This is a genomic window from Chitinophaga filiformis (assembly GCF_021646545.1).
Taxonomy (GTDB): domain Bacteria; phylum Bacteroidota; class Bacteroidia; order Chitinophagales; family Chitinophagaceae; genus Chitinophaga; species Chitinophaga filiformis_A.
Genome location: NZ_JAKIRP010000010.1, coordinates 173762 through 197376, shown reverse-complemented (window position 1 = coordinate 197376; position 23615 = coordinate 173762). Strand labels below are relative to the sequence as shown.

Annotated in this window: 21 protein-coding genes and 1 tRNA gene; 17 read left to right on the top strand and 5 right to left on the bottom strand. The window is 44.1% G+C overall.

Translation table 11 applies throughout. The features are described from left to right. Nucleotides 1-219: 219 nt before the first annotated feature. From L3C95_RS22485 to L3C95_RS22465, 5 genes are all read left to right on the top strand, one after another. Nucleotides 220-1182 (top strand): FecR family protein, encoded by a 963-nt coding sequence (locus L3C95_RS22485; protein WP_236390930.1) that lies wholly within the window; start codon nt 220-222, stop codon nt 1180-1182. 60 nt (nt 1183-1242) lie between these two features. After that, nucleotides 1243-4518: a TonB-dependent receptor gene (locus tag L3C95_RS22480; protein ID WP_236390928.1), complete on the top strand. Its 3276-nt coding sequence runs from the start codon at nt 1243-1245 to the stop codon at nt 4516-4518. Between the two features lie 49 nt (nt 4519-4567). After that, nucleotides 4568-5914 (top strand): hypothetical protein, encoded by a 1347-nt coding sequence (locus L3C95_RS22475; RefSeq protein WP_236390926.1) that lies wholly within the window; start codon nt 4568-4570, stop codon nt 5912-5914. A 101-nt stretch (nt 5915-6015) separates the two neighbouring features. Continuing rightward, a complete protein-coding gene (locus L3C95_RS22470; RefSeq protein WP_236390924.1) occupies nt 6016-6825 on the top strand; it encodes a hypothetical protein in 810 nt (269 codons plus the stop codon). Between the two features lie 17 nt (nt 6826-6842). Continuing rightward, nucleotides 6843-7538, top strand: coding sequence for a hypothetical protein (locus L3C95_RS22465; protein WP_236390922.1), 696 nt, complete (start codon nt 6843-6845; stop codon nt 7536-7538). Nucleotides 7539-7655: 117 nt separating this feature from the next. On the opposite strand, the gene L3C95_RS22460 is transcribed toward L3C95_RS22465, so the two are convergent. Both L3C95_RS22460 and L3C95_RS22455 read right to left on the bottom strand, forming a co-directional pair. Next, a complete protein-coding gene (locus L3C95_RS22460; RefSeq protein ID WP_236390920.1) occupies nt 7656-9050 on the bottom strand; it encodes a S41 family peptidase in 1395 nt (464 codons plus the stop codon). Nucleotides 9051-9067: 17 nt separating this feature from the next. Next, on the bottom strand, nt 9068-9598 hold the full coding sequence (locus L3C95_RS22455) for an RNA polymerase sigma-70 factor (protein WP_236390919.1): 531 nt from the start codon (nt 9596-9598) through the stop codon (nt 9068-9070). 154 nt (nt 9599-9752) lie between these two features. Between L3C95_RS22455 and L3C95_RS22450 the strand changes: the two genes are divergently transcribed. The 3 genes from L3C95_RS22450 (at nt 9753) to L3C95_RS22440 (ending at nt 11546) form a co-directional block, all read left to right on the top strand. Continuing rightward, entirely contained in the window at nt 9753-10355 is a 603-nt protein-coding gene (locus L3C95_RS22450; protein WP_236390917.1) for a DUF4254 domain-containing protein, read from the top strand. 3 nt (nt 10356-10358) lie between these two features. Continuing rightward, nucleotides 10359-11405 carry a glycosyltransferase family 9 protein gene (locus tag L3C95_RS22445; protein WP_236390915.1) on the top strand — a complete coding sequence of 349 codons (1047 nt, stop codon included), beginning with the start codon at nt 10359-10361 and terminating at the stop codon, nt 11403-11405. Between the two features lie 70 nt (nt 11406-11475). Further along, a tRNA-Gln gene (locus L3C95_RS22440) sits at nt 11476-11546 on the top strand. Nucleotides 11547-12049: 503 nt separating this feature from the next. Here L3C95_RS22440 and L3C95_RS22435 read toward each other — a convergent pair. Continuing rightward, the gene (locus L3C95_RS22435; RefSeq protein WP_236390914.1) at nt 12050-12193 is read right to left on the bottom strand and encodes a hypothetical protein; all 144 of its coding nucleotides are present in this window, start codon (nt 12191-12193) and stop codon (nt 12050-12052) included. A gap of 218 nt (nt 12194-12411) precedes the next feature. On the opposite strand from L3C95_RS22435, the gene L3C95_RS22430 reads away from it, so the two are divergent. The 8 genes from L3C95_RS22430 to L3C95_RS22395 all read left to right on the top strand — a co-directional run bounded on the left by L3C95_RS22430 (nt 12412) and on the right by L3C95_RS22395 (nt 21088). Beyond that, complete coding sequence (locus L3C95_RS22430; RefSeq protein WP_236390912.1) at nt 12412-12972, top strand: Crp/Fnr family transcriptional regulator; 561 nt, start codon at nt 12412-12414, stop codon at nt 12970-12972. A gap of 129 nt (nt 12973-13101) precedes the next feature. Then, a complete protein-coding gene (locus L3C95_RS22425) occupies nt 13102-13488 on the top strand; it encodes a hypothetical protein (protein WP_236390910.1) in 387 nt (128 codons plus the stop codon). A 14-nt stretch (nt 13489-13502) separates the two neighbouring features. After that, nucleotides 13503-14540, top strand: a complete 1038-nt coding sequence (locus L3C95_RS22420; protein ID WP_236390908.1) for an efflux RND transporter periplasmic adaptor subunit — start codon at nt 13503-13505, stop codon at nt 14538-14540. Between the two features lie 9 nt (nt 14541-14549). Beyond that, nucleotides 14550-17645, top strand: coding sequence for an efflux RND transporter permease subunit (locus L3C95_RS22415; protein ID WP_236390907.1), 3096 nt, complete (start codon nt 14550-14552; stop codon nt 17643-17645). 13 nt (nt 17646-17658) lie between these two features. Further along, on the top strand, nt 17659-19005 hold the full coding sequence (locus L3C95_RS22410; protein ID WP_236390905.1) for a TolC family protein: 1347 nt from the start codon (nt 17659-17661) through the stop codon (nt 19003-19005). A 103-nt stretch (nt 19006-19108) separates the two neighbouring features. Next, nucleotides 19109-19879: a hypothetical protein gene (locus tag L3C95_RS22405; protein WP_236390903.1), complete on the top strand. Its 771-nt coding sequence runs from the start codon at nt 19109-19111 to the stop codon at nt 19877-19879. A 106-nt stretch (nt 19880-19985) separates the two neighbouring features. Further along, a complete protein-coding gene (locus tag L3C95_RS22400; protein WP_236390902.1) occupies nt 19986-20414 on the top strand; it encodes a DUF2147 domain-containing protein in 429 nt (142 codons plus the stop codon). A 278-nt stretch (nt 20415-20692) separates the two neighbouring features. Next, nucleotides 20693-21088: an acyl-CoA thioesterase gene (locus L3C95_RS22395; protein WP_236390901.1), complete on the top strand. Its 396-nt coding sequence runs from the start codon at nt 20693-20695 to the stop codon at nt 21086-21088. Between the two features lie 71 nt (nt 21089-21159). Here L3C95_RS22395 and L3C95_RS22390 read toward each other — a convergent pair whose 3' ends face one another. Beyond that, entirely contained in the window at nt 21160-22008 is an 849-nt protein-coding gene (locus L3C95_RS22390; RefSeq protein ID WP_236390900.1) for a dioxygenase, read from the bottom strand. Between the two features lie 66 nt (nt 22009-22074). Here L3C95_RS22390 and L3C95_RS22385 point away from each other — a divergent pair, with 66 nt between their 5' ends. Further along, nucleotides 22075-22803 (top strand): efflux RND transporter permease subunit, encoded by a 729-nt coding sequence (locus L3C95_RS22385; RefSeq protein WP_236390899.1) that lies wholly within the window; start codon nt 22075-22077, stop codon nt 22801-22803. Here the strand turns inward: L3C95_RS22385 and L3C95_RS22380 are convergent. Then, nucleotides 22800-23459, bottom strand: coding sequence for a class I SAM-dependent methyltransferase (locus L3C95_RS22380; RefSeq protein ID WP_236390898.1), 660 nt, complete (start codon nt 23457-23459; stop codon nt 22800-22802). The two genes, L3C95_RS22385 and L3C95_RS22380, sit on opposite strands and share 4 nt — an antisense overlap. Between the last annotated feature and the right edge of the window lie 156 nt (nt 23460-23615).

Genomic DNA, 23615 nt, shown 5'->3' with positions numbered 1-23615 from the left:
GCCCATACCGCACATTACCCGGTCAGTGCGCCCCTGGAAATTTGCGCCGGCAAGCTGTTGAACGGAAGTTGCCAGGCATAGGCTAAGACCGCTCCCAGCCCTAAATGTTAAGGAATTATGAACTCCGTTTTTTGATTAGGACAACCATCTCTGGTAATCGTACTCTTATTGTATCAGGTCATAAAACAAAATAAACCGGCCTTTGAGATTTCTGCTAAAATGAAGATAAGTTCACAATTACTGGAAAAATACTTTAAAGGTCTTTGTACGGATGAAGAGGTTGAAATAGTGGAGGCCTATCTGGACCAGGAGGAAACGCCTGAGGCAGAAGCTTATTTCATGCAGATAAGTGAGCTGACGGAAGTAGCATCAACAAATAAGGAGACTGATAAAGGCCCTTTTTTGAAAAGAATTGTTCATCCGGGATACAGCATTGCTGCAGCGGTAATTGTGGTATTAAGCGTACTGGCCTGGTTGTGGCAATATCCGCGTCAGCGCAGAGAATTAAAAGTAGCTGTACTGTCTGATACTATTTATAATAACTCCAATACTATACGTCTGGTGCATATGGCGGACGGTTCCAGAATTTGGATGAATGCTTATGCTACTATTATTTATAACAAAAGCTATAGCATTAGTAACCGGGAATTATGGTTAAACGGTGAGGCATATTTTGAGGTTGGAAAGCAGGCAGAATTCCCTTTCAAGGTGCACACGTCAGGGATAACAACAACGGCATTGGGTACAGCTTTCAACATTGCTACGGCCAATAAAGCAGATGGAGCAATACAGGTAAGTCTGGTGGAAGGAAGGGTAGCAGTAAGTGACACGTTAAAAGGAGCATCTTTCCGTTACGTGCTGGAGCCAGGTCAGATGCTGGAATACAGGGATGGCCGGCAGCCGGATGTGCCTAAAGCATTCAACGCTAAAACCACACTTGGCTGGAAGAACTATAAGATCATATTCGATCATACCACATTGGCTGACGCCTTTGCATTGCTGGAGAGCCGCTATAAATGCAGGATCACTTTGGTGGATGATAAGCTTGCCGGAAAAAAAATATCTGGCAACTTTAATGCGAATCAGTCAGTCAGCAGCATCCTGGAGACGCTGGGGTATGTGCATAAATTTACGAGCACACATCAGGTAAACAGCAACAATTACATCATAAAGAAAAAATAAGGAAACCTATATACGAGTTTACCACGACGGCATTCTTAAATAAAAATTGGATTTAAAAACATGCAAAAATCGACGTACAGATTTTGTAAGGGGACATTTATGCCTATTGCTATGCTGCTGCAACTGTGCATATTAATATGCGGACAATCAGAAGTACTGGCAGCACAGCTCTATACTGAATTGAATGAAAAGGTACAATTAAAGGCAGGGGTAACTTCTGTTGCTGATATTGTAAGTGCATTGCAGAAACAGACCGGTTACACTTTTGTTTATGATCCAGAATATTTACAGAAATGCCATGTGAAGCCAATGAATGCACAGGTGAACAAACTCTCTGATGTATTACAATGGCTGGATGAACGGGCACCGCTCGATATAGTTTTCAGTGACAATAAGATTATGATCAGGAAAGGGGTACAGGAGAAACCTGCACAGGTAGTAACTGGCCATATCGGTGGAAAAGTAGTCAATAATAAAAATGAAATGTTGCCTGGCGTAACTGTGAAGGTGAGCAATGGTAAAGGTACCGTGACGCAGGTGGATGGAAATTACGATCTGGAGCTGGAACCGGGCAAATACACACTTGAATTCAGTTTCATATCATACAATACGAAAAGAATAACGGATGTAATAGTAACAGAAAAGAAACTGACGCCATTGAATATTGTTTTGCAGCCATCTTCTTCTGCGTTAAAAGAAGTAGTGGTAACTGCCAACTATCAGAAGGCATCTGTAGAAGGTTTGTATGCAATACAAAAGAATAATGCTGCAGTATCAGACGGTATCAGTGCTGAGCAGATCAGGGCTACTCCTGACAACAATGCTGCGCAGGTATTAAAGCGTATCAGTGGCTTGACAGTACAGGAAGACAAATTCGTAACGGTACGCGGTCTGAGTGAGCGTTACAACAATGTTATGCTGAACGGCGCTAACCTGCCAAGTACGGAACCTAATAGAAGGAACTTCTCTTTTGATGTAATGCCGAGCAGCCTTATTGATAATGTGGTGATCAATAAAACGGCTACGCCTGATATGCCGGCAGAGTTTGCGGGTGGATTAGTACAGATCAATACGAAGGATATTCCCTCACAGAATTTCGCTTCTGTTACCATAGGAAGCGGATTGAATACGAACAGTACCGGCAAGTCAATGTATTCAACTGAAAGAGGCGACAAGGAATATCTGGCAGCAGATGATGGCAGACGTACCTGGTGGGAAAAAGACTGGTCGCGCGACGACTACAGGAGAGCAGCGGCAGCAGGAGATAATGTGAAGACCAGCAACATGAATAGCCGTATTCCGAACAATTGGGGATTGCACAAGTACGGTTATTCTCCGGTGCAGAACTACCAGTTAACGATTGGGAGAAAGATCAAACTAAGAGACGCTACTTCGTTGGGTATTACATTAGCAGGTACTTACAGGCATGAGGAAAGTGTGGTGGATGATAAGCGTTATCAACCTTCCTATTATTACTACGATAATGCCAATACATACAATTTCAACACTGCTATTGGAGCGGTCGCGAATATCGGCTTCCAGACCAAAGGGCATAAAGTGGTGTTGAAGAATCTTTATAACAGAAGATTCAGTCATGAATCTGCTACTAATTATGGAAAGGAGTTCAACTACAGGCTGACCACCAAAGAGGATGGCGACGATGTATTGTACTATTCAGATATGGTGCTGATCAGTGAGTTGTGGCAGAGCAGACTGGAAGGCGAGCATCTGCTGCATAAGCATCTGAAATTTGATTGGTCTGCCGACTATATAAACGTACATAGAGACCAGCCAGATACACGCGCGGCACTGGGTTATCAGGCAGATGGTCCTAAAGGATACTATCAATATGTATTAACTGATGCTACTGGTTTTATCAACAGGGGTAATACGATCTTCAATTCTGCTCTTGAGGAAAAGAGAAAGAATGTAGCTGCGAATTTCTCTGTTCCATTCAAAGTGGGGGACGCTAACCAGTTGATCAAGGTGGGTTATGCCGGCGCGTTCCGGAAAGCAGACTTTAAATCATCCGCATTAAGGATGTTATACGATCCAAAAGGGAATAAAGATTCCATTAACAAGGCGGTGTTTGGTGTGCCTGATTATCAGTTACAGACATTATTAAAACCGGGATATCTCACTTACCAGTTTGCTTCGATCAGTGCAGGTGATGATGGCGAGGACTATAACGGCGATCAGAAATTGCATGCTGCTTACATGATGGCAGATATAAATTTCCTGAAAGATTTCCGCTTCATTGGTGGTGTGCGCATGGAAAACAACGCGATGGACGTGAATGGCATCTCTTATAATAAAGCCACGGGTATGCCGGTTGATACGCTGGTGAAATACCGTAAAACTGACTGGTTGCCATCGTTTAATCTGATCTATAATCTGACTCAGACGATGAATGTAAGGTTGGCATATTCCAGAACGCTGGCCAGGGCCGACTTCCGTGAAAGAGCACCGTTTATTTACTATGACTTCAGGGACAGAAGCACCTACAGGGGAGCCACCAGTTTAAAGGACGCGAAGATCACCAACATGGATATCAGGTATGAGTATTATCCAGGTCCGGGAGAAATTATTTCTGTGTCTGCTTTCTATAAACGATTTGATAGTCCGGTAGAGGTAGTGGCTTCAAATGGCGGCGGACAAATAAGCTTATTCTATTTCAACCTTGAGAAGTCAACCAACAGAGGAATCGAAGTTGACTTCAGAAAATCCCTTGGGTTTGTAGCTACTTCTGCTGAATGGTTGAAGAAAGTATATATCAGCGGAAACGGTTCCTGGATGAAGGCGAATGTAGAGTATAGCCCTGATGCACTGTTGAAAGCAGCTGCAGATGCCGGAGCTGCTCCCGGGCAGGCGCCTGCCGGTAAGCGCGACCGTCCGTTACAGGGTCTTTCTCCATATGTAATAAACGGCGGACTGGGTTATTTCGGTGACATTATCGGTGTGAACGTGGTATATAACCGTTTCGGAAAGAGAATATTAAACGCCGGGTTTAACCCATGGCAGGACCAGTATGAAAATGCACGTGATGTGATCGATCTGCAGTTAAGTGCATCGTTACTGAAGAAAAAAATGCAGATCAGATTTAATATCAGTGATCTGTTGCAGCAGGACTTCATAATATATCAGAACGTAAAAGCAACGGCTCCAACAGAGATCGGCGGTGGTCAGTTTGTTTTTGATTCAGTAGCGGATCAGGCGAGTAATCCAAACTCCAATCACGATCCGAAGGGAACATCTTTCAACAAGGACCTGGATTTTGTTTACCATAAATGGTTCAAAGGCAGGAATCTGAGTTTAAATGTTACATACAATTTCTAATGTTCAAGCATCAACATACAACAATTATTAAAACCCTAAAGGATTAACCATGAAAAAATTCATGATTGCAGCCGGAGCTTTATCACTGCTCGCTTTCGGTGCATGTAAGAAAGACGCACAAGACACAGCTCCTAAGTCCGTAAACGCCGCTGTTGTTAACTTGCCTTCAGGCTCTACATTGCCTAATGTTATTCCAGCGGGAGACGAGTATGTTCTTCAGGCAAACGGAACTTATTTCCTGGATGGCAAATGTTATGTAGACAGTCTGGGTAAAATTACTATCAATGCAGGTGCGCAGATCCGTGGCGTTAAAAAAGCTACTCCTGCTGAAGCTTCTGCACTGGTTGTAACACGTGGTGCTACTATCGCAGCACTGGGTGATTCTGCAAATCCAATCATTTTCACTTCTGCGGAAGCAACTCCTGCCGTAGGTGACTGGGGTGGTATCGTTATCCTGGGTCGTGCTCAGACTAACCAGAACCAGTTAGGCTCAGATCCAGTGATCGAAGGTATTAATCTGCCATCATTACCAGCTGGTGTTAACGTTGGTTATGGTAGCGCCAGCACTACATTCAACACTGAATCTTCTGGTATCTTCCGTTATGTTCGTATCCTGTACGCAGGTGCTGCAATCGTTGACGGTAATGAACTGAACAGCCTTACCCTGGGTGGTGTTGGTAGCGGTACAGAACTGCACCACGTAGAAGCTGCTTACGGTCAGGATGATTCATTTGAATTCTTCGGTGGTACTGTAAACGCTCATCACCTGGTTTCTCTGAACACCAATGACGACATCTTCGATTTCGATTTCGGTTATACTGGTACCCTGCAGTTCATCGTAGGTGTTCGCAGAACAACCGGTACTGGTGCTGTTTATGCAGATGCTAATGGTATCGAATCTGACAACAACGCTGCAGGTAACGGTCTTCTTCCATTAACTCAGGCTAAGATCTCCAACCTGACATTGATTTCAGGTACAGCAACTGCTGCTGCTACCGGTACCCTGAATGGTGCTCGTCTGAGAAGAAATACCAACTACATTATTAAAAACTCAGTATTGTTCGGTTATAACAATGGTGTGTCTTTAGAAGGTGGTTCTGCTGCTTATGTTGCCAACTTTACTGACAACCTGGTACATGGTTTCTCTACAGTTGTTACAGGTGGTACACTGCCTGCTGACAATACTACTGCTACTGGTAGCAATCCTCAGACTGCTTTCGGTATCTCAGCTCCATACGGAACAGGCCTGGCCTTCCAGCCTTATCCTACTGCAACCAGCCCAGCTGCAACAGGTGCTGATTTCTCTGGTACAACTGGTTTCACAGCTGTAGCTTACAGAGGTGCTTTCGCTCCAGGTAGCAAAGCCTGGTTAAATACATGGACTGTAGGTCTGTAAGTTATTTTTTTCCTCAATGAAAAATTAAGATGCTTGAACAGCATAAGCAGGTGGTATTTTATCACCTGCTTATTTAATAGGGTTTTAAATTTTTAATGATCATGAATAGAAAATTTATTTCGTTTAAAACATTTTTCACAGCTACTTTTTTAATCTGCGCTATCACGCTATTTTATTCGTGTAAGAAAGATGGAGAACTCGTAAAGGCTACTGAGGTGCTCAATCTATCGATAACCAGCTTTTCTACAAATACCTCAGCTGCTTTTGAAGTAGTGGTCAATGATGATCTGGTTGAGGACAGTTTATATAATGGACAGACTTCTACAAAAATGATCGTGAAGACAGAAGGGATGCAGCACATCGTTATAAAGGATCATTTTACTAATGCTACGCTGATAGATACTACCATTGCTATAGCAGGAAAAATAGCATCTCTTACCTTGTTACAATTGAACGCGGATAGTGATCCTATCTTAGTTGGACAAACAGAAGAGAATGTTCCTGAGAATCATAAGCTGCAAAGCTTTTTTTATACCAGCGATATACTGCCTGATTCTATTGGTCTCCAGATCTATGGATGTTATTATGATCCCAATACTTTTGAGCTGGTAAAGACTGATACATTAGCAAGATTTGAGAAAATAAGAAAAGGTGAGCTTTCCGCCTTTCTGCCGGTAAAGGACAGTATAGACCCTGCTACCACAGTATATTTCTTTCAACCAGTGGATGTTACTACCCAGCAGCCGCTGGCGAACCTTGCAGCACCATTTGATCCGGCCATCTTTTCGGGATATCAGTTTTCGTTGGTACCTGGTATTGGTGGGACAGAAAAGCATTACATCAACAATATTGTTGGTCTGGGAACTCCGGAATTCTTTGATGTGGCTTCAGACAGACTGATTTCTTATTAAGATAATTACTTCATACAATGAGCACGCTGATCAGAAATATGATAATAAGGTTGTGGTCCGGATCTTTTCCGATCGCAGGCTTGCTATTGTTGCTGTTCACGGCTTGCTCTAAAGAAGATGCATCGACTCCTGTTGTTTCCTTACAGGCCATTCCTGCCACGGATACACTGCGCGGTATTATAGGAGAGAATACTTTATTAACTAATAACCGTACCTGGTACATAGATGGTTGGGTATATATCGCTAATGAGGCTGTCCTGAGCATCGAACCAGGTACGTTATTAAAAGTGCTGAGGAACGATCAGAAAAACGTTGATGGTGGATTGATCGTTACCCGTGGTGCAAAGATTGTTGCCCCGGGCACGGCATATGCACCGATTACACTGACTTGTAGTGATACACTCCACACCTGTAACAGTGTAAAGATGGGAGTGGTATTGCTTGGGAAATCGCCGGTAAAGGTACCTTTATCTATTATTAAAGGATTTGCTGGCTTAAACGGAAGCCTTGCTTATGGAGGTAAGCTGCCGGACGACAGTTCAGGCGTCTTGCACCATGTACAGATCATTTATCCCTATACCCGGCATAGAGGAATTGCAGGGCAGGACAGTCTGCGTGCAGGTCTGTTCCTGATGGGAACAGGAGACAGAACTGTTATAAAGAATGTTATAGGAAGACAGGTAACCCCAGATATACAGATCAAACTGAGATAGCCATTAAAAGATGTTGCATATTAGCTGATATGTTACAACAACGATTGATTACTATATTGTTTTGTTAACCCCATTTTTCTCTCACTCTTCTTGCTATGTTCTCGTTGCTGTGCTGATTTAGTGAGGGATAATTACTACGCTACCATCACTTACTTTTTTCCGGCTATCGTAATAAGACCGAGTAGTAGTCGTTGCAAAGGATGTATTGGCCAGGCGTCCACCTCCATCGATGATTTGAATAGCTCTGGCGATAAGCGGATCGGTGGAGTCGCCTATAGGTAGCAGCGGTTGTGTATTTAATTCATTCAGTGGGTAGTCGGGAGTAATACCTGTGGGATAGTTGCCTTGTCCCGCAGCATTTGACAACAGATAAGTGATCGGGTAAAGCATCCAGGTGATGCGTTGCGGGGTTCTCATGTCTTTAATGATAACCGCTGCTTTGTCTTTGCCATATGTCCGTTCTCCTATTGTGACAACCTGTGTATACGGTTTGAGATTATTGACCACTACTTCTGATGAAGAGGCGCTAACAGAAGTAGTGATGACAAAAACACGTTTGAGTGATAAGCGGCCAGCGGCAAGACTGCTGAAGGAAATATATTTACCGCTTGATGGTACTGACAGCAGGCTTTCGAAGGATGCAGACTGATTCCCTATTTTATTGTTGCCGCTGTATTTTATAAATACGCTCTTTGCTGTAATGTTCGGGGCTGTAAGTGCTGATAAGACAGCAGCAGCTGTCAGACTGCCACCGGGGTTGTAACGCAGATCGATGATCAGTTCATTGACATTATTGTTTTTGAACCCGGTAAATGCACTTAAGAGGTTATCATCAAAATAATCGTCGAAATAATTATAGAAGATGTAACCGATCTTCTTATTCCCCATGCTCCAGATCTTTTTTGCATACAGGGGATTTTCCAGCAGTAGTTTGTTCTCTACGAATACCTCTTCCTGCTCTGTAACTGAAGTGTTATTAACGACGGCTTTTGTGACAGTGCCATTGTCAGCCTTCATCAACTCGTTTTCCAGTGCTGCCGCATTATACGCTGTCAGTAGTTTCCCGTTAATACGGGTGAAATAATCTCCCCTGTGTAATCCGTTCAGCTCAGACGCACTGCCTGGTATCACAAATTTGATCAGCCCTAATGGTTGGGGAACACCATCCATAGAGATGACGGCATAACTGAAGCCATATGCATGCAGGATATCCTTTTGAACGGTGCCGGAAATATTGTTTGCATCGAGCATTTGTGAAAAGCTGTCGGTCGTTTTCTTCAGGCTATGGAAGAAGTTCAGGGCCGTCAGCTGGGTATCGGCTCTGGCGGGTAGTGCGTCGTTCCACAGGTAATAATACCGCATACTGTCCAGTATCCAGTTGTTGGTTTCCTGTTGGGTAACCGGGCCGGTGGGTACGGGTGGGGGCGGAGCATCGTCTTTACGGCATGCAAGCAGCAATACCATGATACCGGAAAGGCACACGATCTTACGCGGAAAGATTTTTATGTCCATAAAGTGGGTTTATTGGATTATTTAGTCTCCATATCGTAATGTACCATTAACTCCCGTTTCAGGGCTTGCAGGGCAAGGGTCAGATGATTTCTTACTGTGGTTGGCGAAAGTGAAAGCTGGCTGGCTATTTCCTTATTACTGTGTCCCTTATCACGGCTTAAGATGTAGACATTTCTCCGTTGCTCCGGCATTTGTTCTATCACCCTGTGCATGTGTTGGTGAAACTCTTTTCTGAGTAAAGCATTTTCTTCAGCATTTTCGCTGCTGACAGGCTGGTTTTGAGAAATCTGGGACAGTGTTTTTCTTTCGCGGTACAGTTTACGTGTTTCATCGATGACAATGTGTTTGGTAAATACGAACAATAGCGGGAAGACATCCTGTCCTTCCTGTACTTTATGCATGTTTTCCCAGAGCTTGATGAAGCACTGCTGGGTGATCTCTTCCGCCCGTTGCCGGTCATCGGTTAGTTTGAATGCAAACCGGTACACCTTTTCCCTGTTGGATTCAAATAATTGACCAAAGAGTATTCTGGATGGGTTATCAGACATATAGTTTGATATGTGGTTGCTATAATGGAAAATAAATGTAGGCCTTACATGTTACTTGAATGTTAAGACTCTGTAGTCCTGCATTTGGGGAGGGTTGGAGGGGGGAGGGGGACCCTTCTATGGACTATTTCGCCAATTTATATACTTTTGTCCCATGTCTACAGAACTGTACAATCAAATATTTGATCAGAGTATTGCCGATTATCATGTGCATAACAGTGTACATCAGCCTATCCTGAACCCTTACGAAAAAACAGCTTTTGAGCACCTGCTCTATCTGAAAAACTGGATTGATACGGTGCAGTGGCACCTGGAGGATATTATCCGTGATCCGCTGATCGATCCGGTGAAAGCATTGGAAATCAAGCGTTGGATAGACCGTTCCAACCAGGAGCGTACGGATGTGGTGGAATATATTGACAGCTATTTTCTTGATAAATATAAAGATGTGAAGCCAGCTGCCGGCGCCATCATCAATACGGAAAGTCCTGCCTGGGCAATAGACCGTCTGTCTATACTGGCGTTAAAGATCTATCACATGCGGGAGGAAGCTACCCGGCCGGATGCTACGCCAGCGCACAGGGAAGCCTGTCAGCGTAAGCTGGACATCCTTTTGGAGCAGCGCAGTGACCTGGGAAGTGCTATTACCCAGTTGCTGGCGGACATCGCCGCTGGTAAGAAGTACATGAAGGTGTACAAGCAGATGAAAATGTATAATGATCCTGCCTTAAACCCTGTTCTTTATAAGGGGAAATAATATATGCCAGAACAATTGAGAACGATACTGTCTATCCGCTTTTCCGCCATGGGAGATGTGGCTATGACCATTCCGGTGATGCAGCAGGTCCTGGAGCAGAATCCTGACATACAGATCGTTTTTGTCTCTAATAAGAACTGGGGGGCCTTATGTGAAGGCATTCCCCGGCTGATCTTCTTTCCGGCGGACCTGAAAGGGGAGCATAATGGCTTTAAGGGATTATACCGGCTTTACAAGGCGATCAGAAAATCGTGGAAGATAGACGCAGTGGCAGATCTGCACCAGGTACTACGTTCCCAGATAGTGCGCACGTTTTTCCGGCTCAGTGGTTGTCCCGTGGCTGCCATAGACAAGGGAAGGGCAGAAAAGAAGGCCCTGGCCAGACCGGAGGAGAAGGTCCTCCTGCCGCTGACCAGTACTATAGAGCGATATGCCGCTGTATTCCGTCAATTGGGGCTATCCCTGACCATTAATGCTACCCGGCCTGTATTTCCCCGTCAGCCGCTTACGGCGGAGCTAATGGCCATTACAGGGCCTAAAAACGGGGATAAATGGATAGGACTGGCGCCTTTTGCCACGTATAAGGAAAAAACCTATCCGCTGGCGAAGATGGAGGAGGTGTTGGCCGCGTTGGTGAAGCATCGCGGAGTCAAAGTACTGCTGATGGGGGGAGGGGCCGCTGAAATAGCCCAACTGACCTCCCTGGCCCTCAAATACCCGGAAGCAGTTGTGGTGGCAGGACGATTCAAACTGCCGGCGGAGCTGGCCATTATCAGCAATCTGGATGTGATGATCAGCATGGATTCGGCCAATATGCACCTGGCCTCCCTGTTCCGGGTACCCGTGGTCTCTGTCTGGGGGGCTACGCATCCTTTTGCCGGGTTTATGGGATTTGGGCAGAGTGAGGCTAATGCGGTGCAGCTGGAAAGCCTTTCCTGTCGCCCGTGCTCAATATTTGGTAATAAGCCGTGTTTCAGAGGAGACCATGCCTGTATGGAGTGGATTCCGCCCGCCGCTATTGTGGATAAGGTAGTAAAAGTGGCTGGGTGAGAATAAATTTTAAAACTTTTTTTTGGGAAATGAGAAAAAATACTAATTTCGCCATCCCAAATAACGGGATTGTCCCATAGTATAATGGTAGTACAACTGATTTTGGTTCAGTTTGTCTAGGTTCGAATCCTGGTGGGACAACAGAGGCCCTCAGCTATTGCTGAGGGTTTTTGCATTTTAGGTGTTTTGTGAATTGTTTTGGGGTGACCCGGTTACAAATATCCGTATTAGGGTTGCACCGGCGTGTTACAAATATCTGGCCCCTGGCGGTCCCGGGGTTACACCCCGCGCTACAAACACTGGGACTCCTGACGGAGTCCTGTTATGTTTTGTTGGATACGTTTGTTGTAAACTATAGAAAAGAGGGACGTGCCAAAAATAAATGAGCCTCCTGAGAATAGCTTAAAAGCCTGTCGGTCTCCGTCAGGTATCCGAATAAAAAGAACCCGTATCTTACTTTTGATACGGGCTCGTGTTCGCACCAATCAATAATCCATGTTATAATGATGTTATAATATGGGGGTATGCCTGTAGCACTCCTGTTAGTGTCTTTTCATCTGTTCTCCTTCCCTGTGCTAATTTTTCTTTCACTTTATCCACTAAGTGATACACCATCGGCACAAAAAATGCAAACTGTGACAGTTTTATCTGTTGTCTGCCGTATTTAAGGAAGTTACGTTTTCTACATCTTCCATGTTCTGCCTGTCGAAATCATCCAGCTTGATATTAATGTCATATTCGTTCAACCCCGCCCGGTATTTGGCATCGGTATTACCTGCGGCGCTCACGACAAGGATAATACCGATAAGGAATGGGAAGTAGTCAAATATGAGCGATATGTTAAGGCGTTAAAATTTAGCATAGACTTTTTAAAGCTGATCTACAGGCATAGATGGTCTGTTGGCTTTTCATTTGGAGATTGTATATGCCGGCAGCTAGTTCCAAGGAAAAGGATTACATGTATTGATGCGTTTTTTCTGTTATCTTTAGTGCAATAGCGTGAAATATGGAACTGATCCAGTATATCAACACTAAAGTGAAACTTAGCGAAGAGGAAAGTGCTATCATTGATGCTGCCTTTAAAACGGAGACATATCCTAAGGGAACCATTTTAATGCATCCCGACAATAATTCCCAAAAAGTCTTCTTTGTAGAGAAGGGCCTGATCCGGACGTTTTATAATAAGAACGGAAAAGACATTACGCATTTTTTCTTCGATGAGAACAAGTTTAGTCTGTCCCTGGATAATGTTTATTTTAACCGGGTAGACCCATATGGCAGAGAAGTACTGGAGCATACAACATTAAGAGTAATCCTATTCAGGGACTTTAATGCATTGCTCGAAGAAATAGGAGCATTTAAGCAGCTGGGCCTTATGGTAGCCATTGAATTCCTGAAACTGTTCTCCGACAAATTATATTCGTTGCAGTTCCAGACGGCGGAGCAACGTTATAAGTTTATGATGGATAATTATTCAAATATACTGTCAAGAGCCCCACTCGGACATATCGCCTCTTACCTCGGTATTACCCAACAAACGCTAAGCGTTATAAGAGCTAAATATTAGTTTACCTGCCCCCAACGAAACAAAACCCGGTTTTGAGTGTTCATTTTTTAATATAGATTAAAAGTGGTCCCGCACTTCTTTCTTTGCTTTGCATTGTAATTATTAATCAATACAAAAGCTATATGAGGAATGGGTATTCATTATGTATTTTTTGCAGATGATTTAGGCATTGCCTCCATCTATCCTGCTTTAAAAGACAGGCTTGCCAAACCTGGCCACACACATGTGTCGCTGCTTTATTGTTCTGCCGATAACCCATACGAGTTCCAAAAAGAATTGGAGATTCTCCAAAAGCATTTTCCAACGCGGTTATTGGTATACTACTATTCAAAAAGGCCAACCGGACAATGGGCTATCCAGCAGAGTGAGATTGAAGCAGTATTGAATGCAAACACCATGCGGCAAATGAGTTTCATTATATCCGGTAACGAGTTATTTACTGCAAACGTCAAAGAGGTACTGCTTTTTCTGGGTATAGAAAATGTAGCGATACAAGAACAATATTTCACAGAATAATAAAACATAAAAAGATGAGACGATCTCTATTTTATTTTACACTGATTGCCATCTTGCTTTTCTCAGCTTGCAAGAATAAAGAAACACATACGTCCGCAGATACTTCTTCACCTTTAGCCGTCAAAGTTGAGGAAGTACACCCCACAACCATCTCCGGTGAAGTTTCAGTGAGTGGAAATATAGAAGGCAATACTACCGTAAAGTTGGGCTTTATGGTTGGTGGCAAGATCAATTATATCTCTAACAACGAAGGGGATAATATATCCAAGGGGCAATTGATTGCCAGCCTCGATCCAACCAGTTATTCCATTGCTAAGGGGCTGGCAGACGTTCAGGTAAGTACAGCGAACGATGAATTTAACCGCCTGAAAATACTACATGACCGGGGAAGCCTCAGCGAAAGTGACTTTTCTAAAATAGGATTCAACCTCCAGCAGGCGAAGCTTCAGCAGCAGTTACAGCAGAAAAACCTGTCCGACACCCGCTTGTATTCGCCGGTTAGCGGTGTATTGTTAAAAAGACAGGCAGAAGTAGGAGAGATCGTAAGCGTTGGCTTACCATTGTTTATTGTATCTGATATCAAAACGGTAAAAGTACTGGCCTATGTTCCGGAGGGTGAGCTGCATGAAATCAGAATAGGTCAGACTGCAAACATTAGTATTTCATCTCTCGGCAGAACGTTTGCCGGTAAAGTGATGGAGGTCGGTTCTGCTGCCGACGCCACATCCAGGGCTTTTACAATAAAGATCGGGATAGAGAATCCGGGATTGATAATTCGTCCGGGAATGATTGCGGAAGCGCGCATTGCTACTAATAGTAATAAACAGGTGATCCTGTTGCCTGCCGAATGCATTCAGCAGGACCTGGCCAATCAGAGCTTTGTCTTTGTGGTGGACAAAGCACAGAATAAAGTATTCCAGCGCAGAGTAAGTCTGGGAAGTATGGTGAACAACAAGATCGAGATTGTATCAGGGCTTTCTGAGAACGAGGTCGTAGTTACCGGCGGTCAGAAAAGATTGTCTGATGGTTCCCTGATCACTATTACTAAATAATTACTGCAAATGAACATTATAAAATCATCACTAAAGTATAAGCATGTAACCTTGTCTGTATTGTTATTGCTTTTTGCAATAGGTGTCAATTCCCTGTTCAATATGCCACGCAGGGAGGATCCTAAGATTACCATACGGCAGGGATTGGTTATTGCATACTTTCCGGGGGCCAACTCTGTGCAGGTGGAAGACCAGGTTAGCAGGAAGCTCGAACAGTACCTCTTTCAGTATGAGGAGGTCGATAAATCTAAAACCTATTCTACTACAAAAGACGGAGTGGTTGTAGTAAACGTGGAACTTACAGAGAATGTGAAGCAACCTGATATATTCTGGAGCAAACTTCGTCATCAACTGCTCGTCTCAAGACAGATTGACCTGCCGGAAGGAGTAAGAGGGCCCATTGTGAATTCAGATTTTGGCGATACGGAAGCCATGGTGATCGGGTTGGAAAGCAACAGCGCCAGCTATGAAGAATTAAAGCGGTATGCTCAACGCCTGGAGGACTATCTGCGAACTATTCCTGCCGCCTCAAAGATAAAACGAATAGGTGAACAGCAGGAAGAGATTGTAGTATCGTCTACTTCGGAAAAGCTCTCCCAATACGGGGTAAGTACAGACCAGGTGGTAAAGTTATTGCAATCTCAGAATAGCATTAATGCAACAGGAGAGGTGAAAACCAGCAGCAGCAAGGCGCCGCTGTATACCAATGGTTATTATAATACCGAAACTGACCTGGCCAGCCAGATTGTCGGTACTTCCCAGTCGGGTGCAGTAGTTAAGCTGGGTGATGTTGCCAGCCTGAAAAGAGATTATGCGGAGCCGCAGAGTATTATTACCGTAAATGGTAATAAGGCGATGATGCTTTCCATTCAGATGCAGGAGGGCAACAATATTGTAAAGTTCGGAGAAGATGTGAATAAAAAGATTGAAGATGCCAGAAAGGTTATTCCTTCCTCTGTTAAGATCACCACTATTGTTAACCAGCCACACGTAGTAGATGAAAATATTTCACATTTTATCCATGAGTTCTTCCTGGCCATCCTTTCTGTGATCGTTGTGGTTGTTTTATTACTACCGCTGCGCATAGCAATGGTGGCAGCTATGGCCATTCCCATGACGGTGGCAGTAACATTTGCCGTCATGCATGCATTGGGTATTGAGTTACACCAGGTATCCCTGGCCGCGTTAATACTGGTATTGGGAATGGTGGTGGATGATGCTATTGTCATTGCAGACAACTATGTGGAATTGCTGGACGAAGGTGTGGACAGGTGGACGGCCGCCTGGCGTAGTGCCAATGATCTGGTAATACCTGTACTGACAGCAACAGTTACCATTATTGCGTCCTTTATGCCAATGATCCTGCTAAGGGGTACTGTAGGAGAATTCATTTTCGCCCTGCCCATAACAGTCGCGGTGGCCCTCGCTTCTTCATTTTTCGTTGCCATGGTGCTGACGCCATTGCTTTGTTACACTTTTATTAAGAAAGGTCTTCACCAGCACCCAGCCACCACAGGGGAAACTGATAATGTTCCTGCAAAGAAGAAAAAAAGATCAGTGCTGGATCTGATGCAGGATGGATATAATGCGTTGCTGGATTGGTGCGTACTACATCCCCGGCTTACAATTGTCAGCAGTCTTGTGCCGATTATTTTTGCTGGCTTGCTGTTTTCAAAGGGTGTAAGGCAACAATTTTTCCCGGCAGCAGAAAGAAGCCAGTTTGTGGTAGAACTGTGGATGCCGACCGGAACGAAGCTGGAAACGACCAATGAAGCTATCCTGCGGGTAGAGGCATTGTTGAAGAATGATAAGCGTGTAGTGTCATATGCAACATTTACAGGAACTGCTTCGCCCAGGTTTTATTATAACTTCTCACCAGAGTTTCCCACATCTAATTATGCGCAGATACTGATTAATACCACTACGGAAGAAACCACGGAGGAACTCTCCCGGGAGTTAAGCAGCAAAGTAGGCGAACTGGTACCTGAAGGTACCACTTATGTCAAGCTGATGCAGCAGGGATCGGCTTTAAAGGCGCCTGTGGAAGTAAGGATCACTGGCGAGGATATCAATCATTTAAAGGCCATTGGGGCCGATGTAACCAACATAGTCAGGAATACAAAGGGAGCCCGTTTTGTGAGAAGCGATTTTGCGGAGGATTATTACGGTATCGGCATAAGATTGAAAGAAGAGGCCAGCCGGTTAGGTTATACAACCACCAGCATCTCTCAGTCAGTGTATACCGGCTTCAGTGGCGCAGCTGTTTCTACCATGTATGAAGGCAATGATCCGATAAACATATTGCTACGTCTGGATGAAAAGAGCAGGCAATCAACCAACGATCTGGAGAATCTCTATTTGAAATCTCCGATAACAGGTGCGGCAGTGCCTTTAAGGCAGATCGCTGACTTGAGCCCTCAATGGCAAACCGGCAGGATTATGCACCGTAATGGTGTACGGACGCTTACTATTCAGAGCGAAACAGCACCGGGTGTACTGCCCTCCGAGTTGCTGGCCGCCATACAGCCGGCGATAAATAAACTGGCGCTTCCAAATGGATACCGCATCGAATATGGAGGGGAGGAGTTTAATAAGAAAGAAGTACTGGGGCAGTTAATAGCTGCACTATTGGTGAGCCTTGTGTTGATATTCTTCATTCTGCTGTTCCAGTTCAGGAATATCAAAGAGGTGCTGATTGTGATGCTTACAATACCATTAAGCCTGTTTGGCGCTATCATGGGATTGTATGTTACAGGTAACTTTTTCAGCTTTACTGCCTTTGTTGGTTTGATTGCACTGTCGGGTATTGTTGTCCGTAATGCCATCATCCTGGTGGATCATACGCATGAACTGATGAAACATGGGCTTGATATCAGAGCAGCGGCAATTGAATCGGGTAAAAGGCGTCTGAGGCCCATCTTCCTTACAGCAATGGCGGCGGCTATTGGGGTGTTGCCAATGATTATATCCGGATCTCCCATGTGGGCGCCACTTGCAAGCGTGCTGGCATTTGGTGTGGTATGGAGTATGATCATGGCATTGCTTTCTGTTCCGGTAATGTATATATCCCGAATAAAGTCAAAACCTGTTAATGTAGAACAATAAAGTCAACAGCGAAATGAAGCAATATATAAAACATCTTGCCCTTTTATTCATGGCTTTCCTCTGCTGCTGCAGCTTGCTGAAAGCGCAGGATAGCCAGTCGTACTCCCTGGAGCAGTTAAAAGCCACTGCTTTAAGGAACAACCATACACTTGCCATCAAGGAATGGCAAATAAAAGAAAAGCAGGCGAAGATCAAAGAAGATGAAATCAGGAAGTATCCTTCAGCAACGGTGAACGGCAATTACTTATACAATTTTAACCTGGGAGAAATAACCATACCTGCTGGTACCATTGGTGAGTTGCAGCTCAGTCCGACTAATACCGCACTACTTCCTAATACTGACAAGACTTTTGAAGTAGGCCAGCATAATAACTTTACCATTGGAATGTTGGCATACCAGCCTATTACCCAGCAGGCTAAGATAAAAACCGGACTGGAAATAGATAAGACTGATATGGCGGTGACAGAAAAAGAGCGATTTAAAATATCCCTGCAAATAAAACAGGCAATAGATAAGCTTTACTACGGAACTTTAATAACACAAAAGCAGCTGGAGGAAGCGGAAGCAAAGCTGGCTTTAGCCAGTTCAAGACTAACGGATCTGGAGAATGCACAACTGGCAGGTAAAACGACCAATGCAGATAAAGCGGGCCTGCAGGCTGCTGTTGCCAATGAAGAGCAAAATATCCTCAAATTGAATATTCAGCTACAGGATTATATGGGAGACTTAATAAACCTGACAGGTATTAATGCGCAATCTTTAAAACTGGAAGTAATTGAGCCGGAGGTCCAGCCAATAGACCAATTGGAAGGTTATAAAAGTGCGGCGTCTGACTCAAACGCAGATATGCAGATAGCTAAGCTGAGTAAATCTAAAGCCTTATTGGGCATCAAAGCAGCCAGACAAAGTAATATCCCCGATTTTGGCCTTGTTGGCGGCTATTCCTATCAGTATGGAAATGCAATATTACCTTCTCATATCCCATTTTTAGGGGTGAACCTCAAATGGAATGTACAAGACGTCTTTTCTAATAAACAAGTATTAAAGCAAAGACAGTTCCAGCTAAAGCAGGCGGAGGAAAATATCCAGTATACACAACAGCAGGTGGACAATGATATCGCTAAAGCTTACCGGAAGATTAGCCAATCGCAGGCATTGATCGCTGTTGCGCAAAAAGCGCTTTTTTATCAGAAGGAAGCGTTTAAACTGCAGGAGGATAAGCAGGCTGCTGGTCTTAATGTGAAAACTGATCTGCTCAACGCAAAATCTTCATTGGCAAAATCTGAGGCCGACATGTATGCGGCTCAGTTGTCTTATCTGATAGCGGTTTCCGACTTAAAAATACTGACAGGACAATAAGATCAGGCCCTTGTTACTGCAAAAGTACCGGTTCTCATATCTGCAATATGGATATTGACAGGGCGACCTATTTCATTAACCGAATACACAAATTTCATTACACATGAATTTAAATCATGCCTGTAAGTTATCCTTATTGGTTGGGGCAGTTTACCTGCTGCCATTCGAAGCTTCCGGTCAGGAACATAGGTCATCTGATTTTACCATCAATGCCGGAACTTCTTTTCCGCTGCAGCACATGTTGCAGTTTGGTTGGATTTTCACAAAGGGTCCGGTATTTGAAGCTTATGCACAATTGGGGCTTCCGCCAAGGGAGTACATCAGGCCCCTGGTAGAAGTTTCTGTCACTGAAAATGAAACGGCAAAAGAATACCTCAAGCAGCATCTCACTGGTAGAATTGGTTATGGTGCGGGCATCCGGTGGCATTTTAGCAGGTATTTCAATGTTGACATTGCCTATAGTAAGCTAAATTACGTCATTGACAAAGAGTCTTCAAAAGAGCTGATTGATGCGTTGGTGTATGATGGTCAGGCGCTCAAAGAAATTTTATCCGATATGGCTGCAAGGAATACTTTGTTTAATAATCTTTACAGCAATTACCTGATCACTTCTATTGCTCATGCGCATCAGATATCAGTATCGGGTGGGTACCAGTTTGCTTTAAACAAGCGTAAATCGGTTTTCGTTGTAACAGCGATTGGCGCTTCTGCCACGATACAAACAACAGCCCGGATAGATTCGAACCATTCAAGTCAATTTACACAAGATTTGTCGGATGCTGTCTCGCCTGTCGTAACTACATATCTGGAAGACCTTGTTAACTGGCGGGTGATTCCTATGGTGAATCTTCGTTTAATCTACCGTTTCCCTTAGCCGGTTTATGAACAACTTACCCGGCTGGAGCTTCCCACATTTTTTAATTTATATTAAAAAAGGCCCGGGTACTCCTTCTTTACTTTGTAACTAACAAACTTAAAACATGAAATTATTATCGTTATTAACAGTAAGCGTTTTTTTTAGCCTGGTGGCCAATGCACAAACCGGAAAAGTTATTGTTGGAAAATGGTTCAATGAGGAAAAGGATGGTAAAGTGGAAATTTATGAAAGAGGAAACAAATATTATGGTAAACTGATCTGGATGAAAGATCAGTTCGAGCCAGATGGAAAAACACTTCGTAAGGACAGCAAAAACAAAGACACAAAGCTCCGCAGCCGGACATTGCTGAATACGGTAATTCTAAATGATTTTGTATATGAAGATGGCAAATGGATTGGTGGGGAGGTGTATGACCCAAAAAGTGGTAAAACGTACAGCAGTGAAATGAAGCTTAAAGGCGAGAAATTAGAAATAAGGGGATACGTCGGCAACCCCATGTTCGGTCAGACTTCTGTTTTTACACGTGAGTAGTATTCGTAAACAGTTATTCCTCATTTTAAGCGGAAAGTCAAATAATCCAACACAGAGATTCCATCATATCCAAACATAAAAAAGGGCGTTCGCTTTAGTGGGCGCTCTTTTGGCTGTATGAATGAGTTTAAATACCTGCTGCTTCTCTTGCCTGAGGGAGCGTCTTTCCGGGATATAACAAGCACCAACACTACAACAGACAGCAAAATGATTGAAAATTTGTCGCCTGTGTTTTAATTTTGCGCCCAGTATCCGGGGACGGTAAAATTAATCGAGCAATGAATTTCTATACACGTAAATGGGTGAAACCCGAAGATCTGAATGCACATGGGACTTTATTTGGCGGCAGCCTGCTGCGTTGGATAGATGAAGAGGCAGCTATTTATTCTATCATTCAGCTGGGTACAAACAGGTGTGTGACCAAGTATATGTCAGAGATCAATTTTATCAACTCTGCCAGACAGGGTGATATTGTAGAGTTGGGGATCAAGGCCATCCATTTCGGAAGAACGTCTTTAACACTGACCTGCCAGGTAAGGAATAAGATCACGCAGAAAACGATCCTCACGGTAGATAAAATGGTATTTGTAAGTGTGGATGAAAATGGTGTACCGGCGCCGCATGGCCGTACCAAGATCACCTATACTGATGAACGCCTGAGGGAGGAGGATTAACAGCGTCCGGCGGTGAAGCAACGCATAATTACTGTGCTAAATGTTTCTTTGCGGGCATAAAGAGAGGATGGTTAACAGCGTCCGACGGTGAAGCAACGCATGCTTACTGCGGCAAGTACTTCTTCGTAGGTATAGTGGATCTCTTCATGTTTGTCTGCCAGTGCTATGCTGTATAACATTGGAATGTAGTGGTCTTCCGTAGGCACCGCCCTACGGGCCAGTTTTCCCAGATTCCGGTAATAGAACAGACTGCCGAAGTCGCGTTCATTGATCCTGGCCTTCACCCATTCATCGAACTCAATAGCCCAGGAATAAGGCTTCCCATTACTGAATGTTCCCTTCAGCAGGCTGAGTTGCAGGTTATGCACAATATTGCCGCTACCGACGATCAATACGCCTTTTTCTCGTAATGGCTTCAGTTGCTGAGCCAGATTCCAGTGATAATCCAGCCGCTGACTGACAGGAACGCTTAATTCCATTACCGGAATATTAGCGTCGGGCATCATATGCCGGAGGATGGCCCAGGCTCCATGGTCAAGGTCAGTACTTTCGTCTATTTTGACCTGCGGAGACAACTCAGGTATGACAGTACTGAAGCTGGTAGCTCCGGCTACGTCGTAATAAGAGCAGTTGAAATGTGCAGGAACCTTCAGCCAGGAGTTTTCTGCCGTGAGATAATGGCCGGAAATGACCAGTATGGCGGATGGCTTCCGTGTGAGTCCAGCTCCCATTTTACGCAGGCTTTGGGTAAAAGGATTGTCTCTGAACGCATTTTCCGGATCGCCATGACCCACAAAAAACACCGGCATCTTTTCGGCAGGCTGGAAAATGCCTGGTAAGTTTAGTAAGCGCTCTATCTGCGATGAATAGGGGATCAGAGGCAGTAATGCCGCCATTTTAATGAATCTTTTCCGCTCCATACCACTTTTATAATGTTATAAAACCGGATAAATATATTTACTTTTAAGAACAACCTATGTGTACCTATGAATTTTAACTTTTATGAAAAATATAAGGAATTCTCCACCACCGAACTCCTGAAGATTGTACGACAGGCAGACCAATATGAACCCGAAGCTACTGCTGCAGCACAGCAGGTGCTTTCCGAAAGAGAGATATCCGAGGATGAAATGTTATATGTTGACAGCTTCTTTAAGCAGGAGAGGGTCATTCATGAGAAGAGGATAGAACGGGAAAATGCAGTAAGGGATTTCTTTCTCACATTCGTACGTCCCAATGGCGGCAATGACCTGTTATATGCGAATGGGGTTGTGATGTTGATTGCATTTCAATGCGTGTATCTTAGCTATGTTTATTATAGGCCGGGAGGATTATTTTACAACTGCAAAATGTGCTTTGATACATGGCGGGCGCTTTCCTTTCTCACTCCGGTTTTGCTTGCTGTGACCGTCTGTCTGATGCTTTACAGGAACAAGTGGGGATGGATGTTGTTGTTTGGTTATTGTCTGGCTACGTTTGTTAACGCAGGGTTAGATCAGATATTTAGTTTTATAAAATATAAGGAGGACTACAGTTTTCCTGGTGGAAGATTCCTCATAGTAAACCTGGCTTATATATTGTTTGTGGTGATCGTCTCACGCCCGAAGGTGAAAGTATTATTCGGCATTACAGAGAATATGAAGAAAACTACAGCGATCATCGCTGTGGCGCTGGCAGCATTGCAGGTAATGCTGATCTATTTTCCTGCAACCTAAGCTTTCTCCAATACACACCCTTTCAGGAAATTCATTTTAACAAAAGAGTCTGTTTCTTCAAATCCTGCATCCAGCCATTGTTGTTTGCACTGCGGATTAGCATATAGGATCTTTATTGGCCGTTGTTTTCTGCGCAGGCTTTCTTCAACTTTGGCGATAAATTCCTCCATGATCACATGGTCGAAGGGGTTAAAAAGGAAGATCACCCCAACAGTCTCAGGAATGGTATAAGCACGGGCGTCCTGGCAGGCAACATTAATCCTGATATTCTGGTACCGGTTGTATAGCATATCCCGCATTTTAACGGCTGCCTGGTATAGTTTGGGTGAAAGGTCTATGCCGGCAAGGGCAGTGAAACCATAGGCGGCTCCCATGGCTAATACACGTCCTTTTCCGCAGCCGACGTCCAGCAGGGTAGTGGACAGATCGGCAGGCTGCAGATGATTAAACAGCCAGGTGGCGGTATAGTAGTTGACTGGCTCGTACATGGCAATATGTTTCCTGTCCTCTTTGGAAACATCTGAGGCGAGGCTGTCTGTCCCAATTGTCCGGATGCCGTATTTCTTCTCTCCGCGGATTTCGTGCCTGATGATGAAAAAGGCCAGATCTAATCCCCAGTGCCATCCGACATATAAAAAATATAACAGGTATCTCATGGTTGATACGCTTGTTGATTACAGGGGCGATTTATCTAGTGCTGTTTCAGGATTGTAGGGTTCAGGCAGTAATATTGTAATATAAGTAATTTATCCTATTATTTACGCGGCTTGCCATTCCCATCTGAAACCGGCGGCTCTCCTGTTACTGTTTAT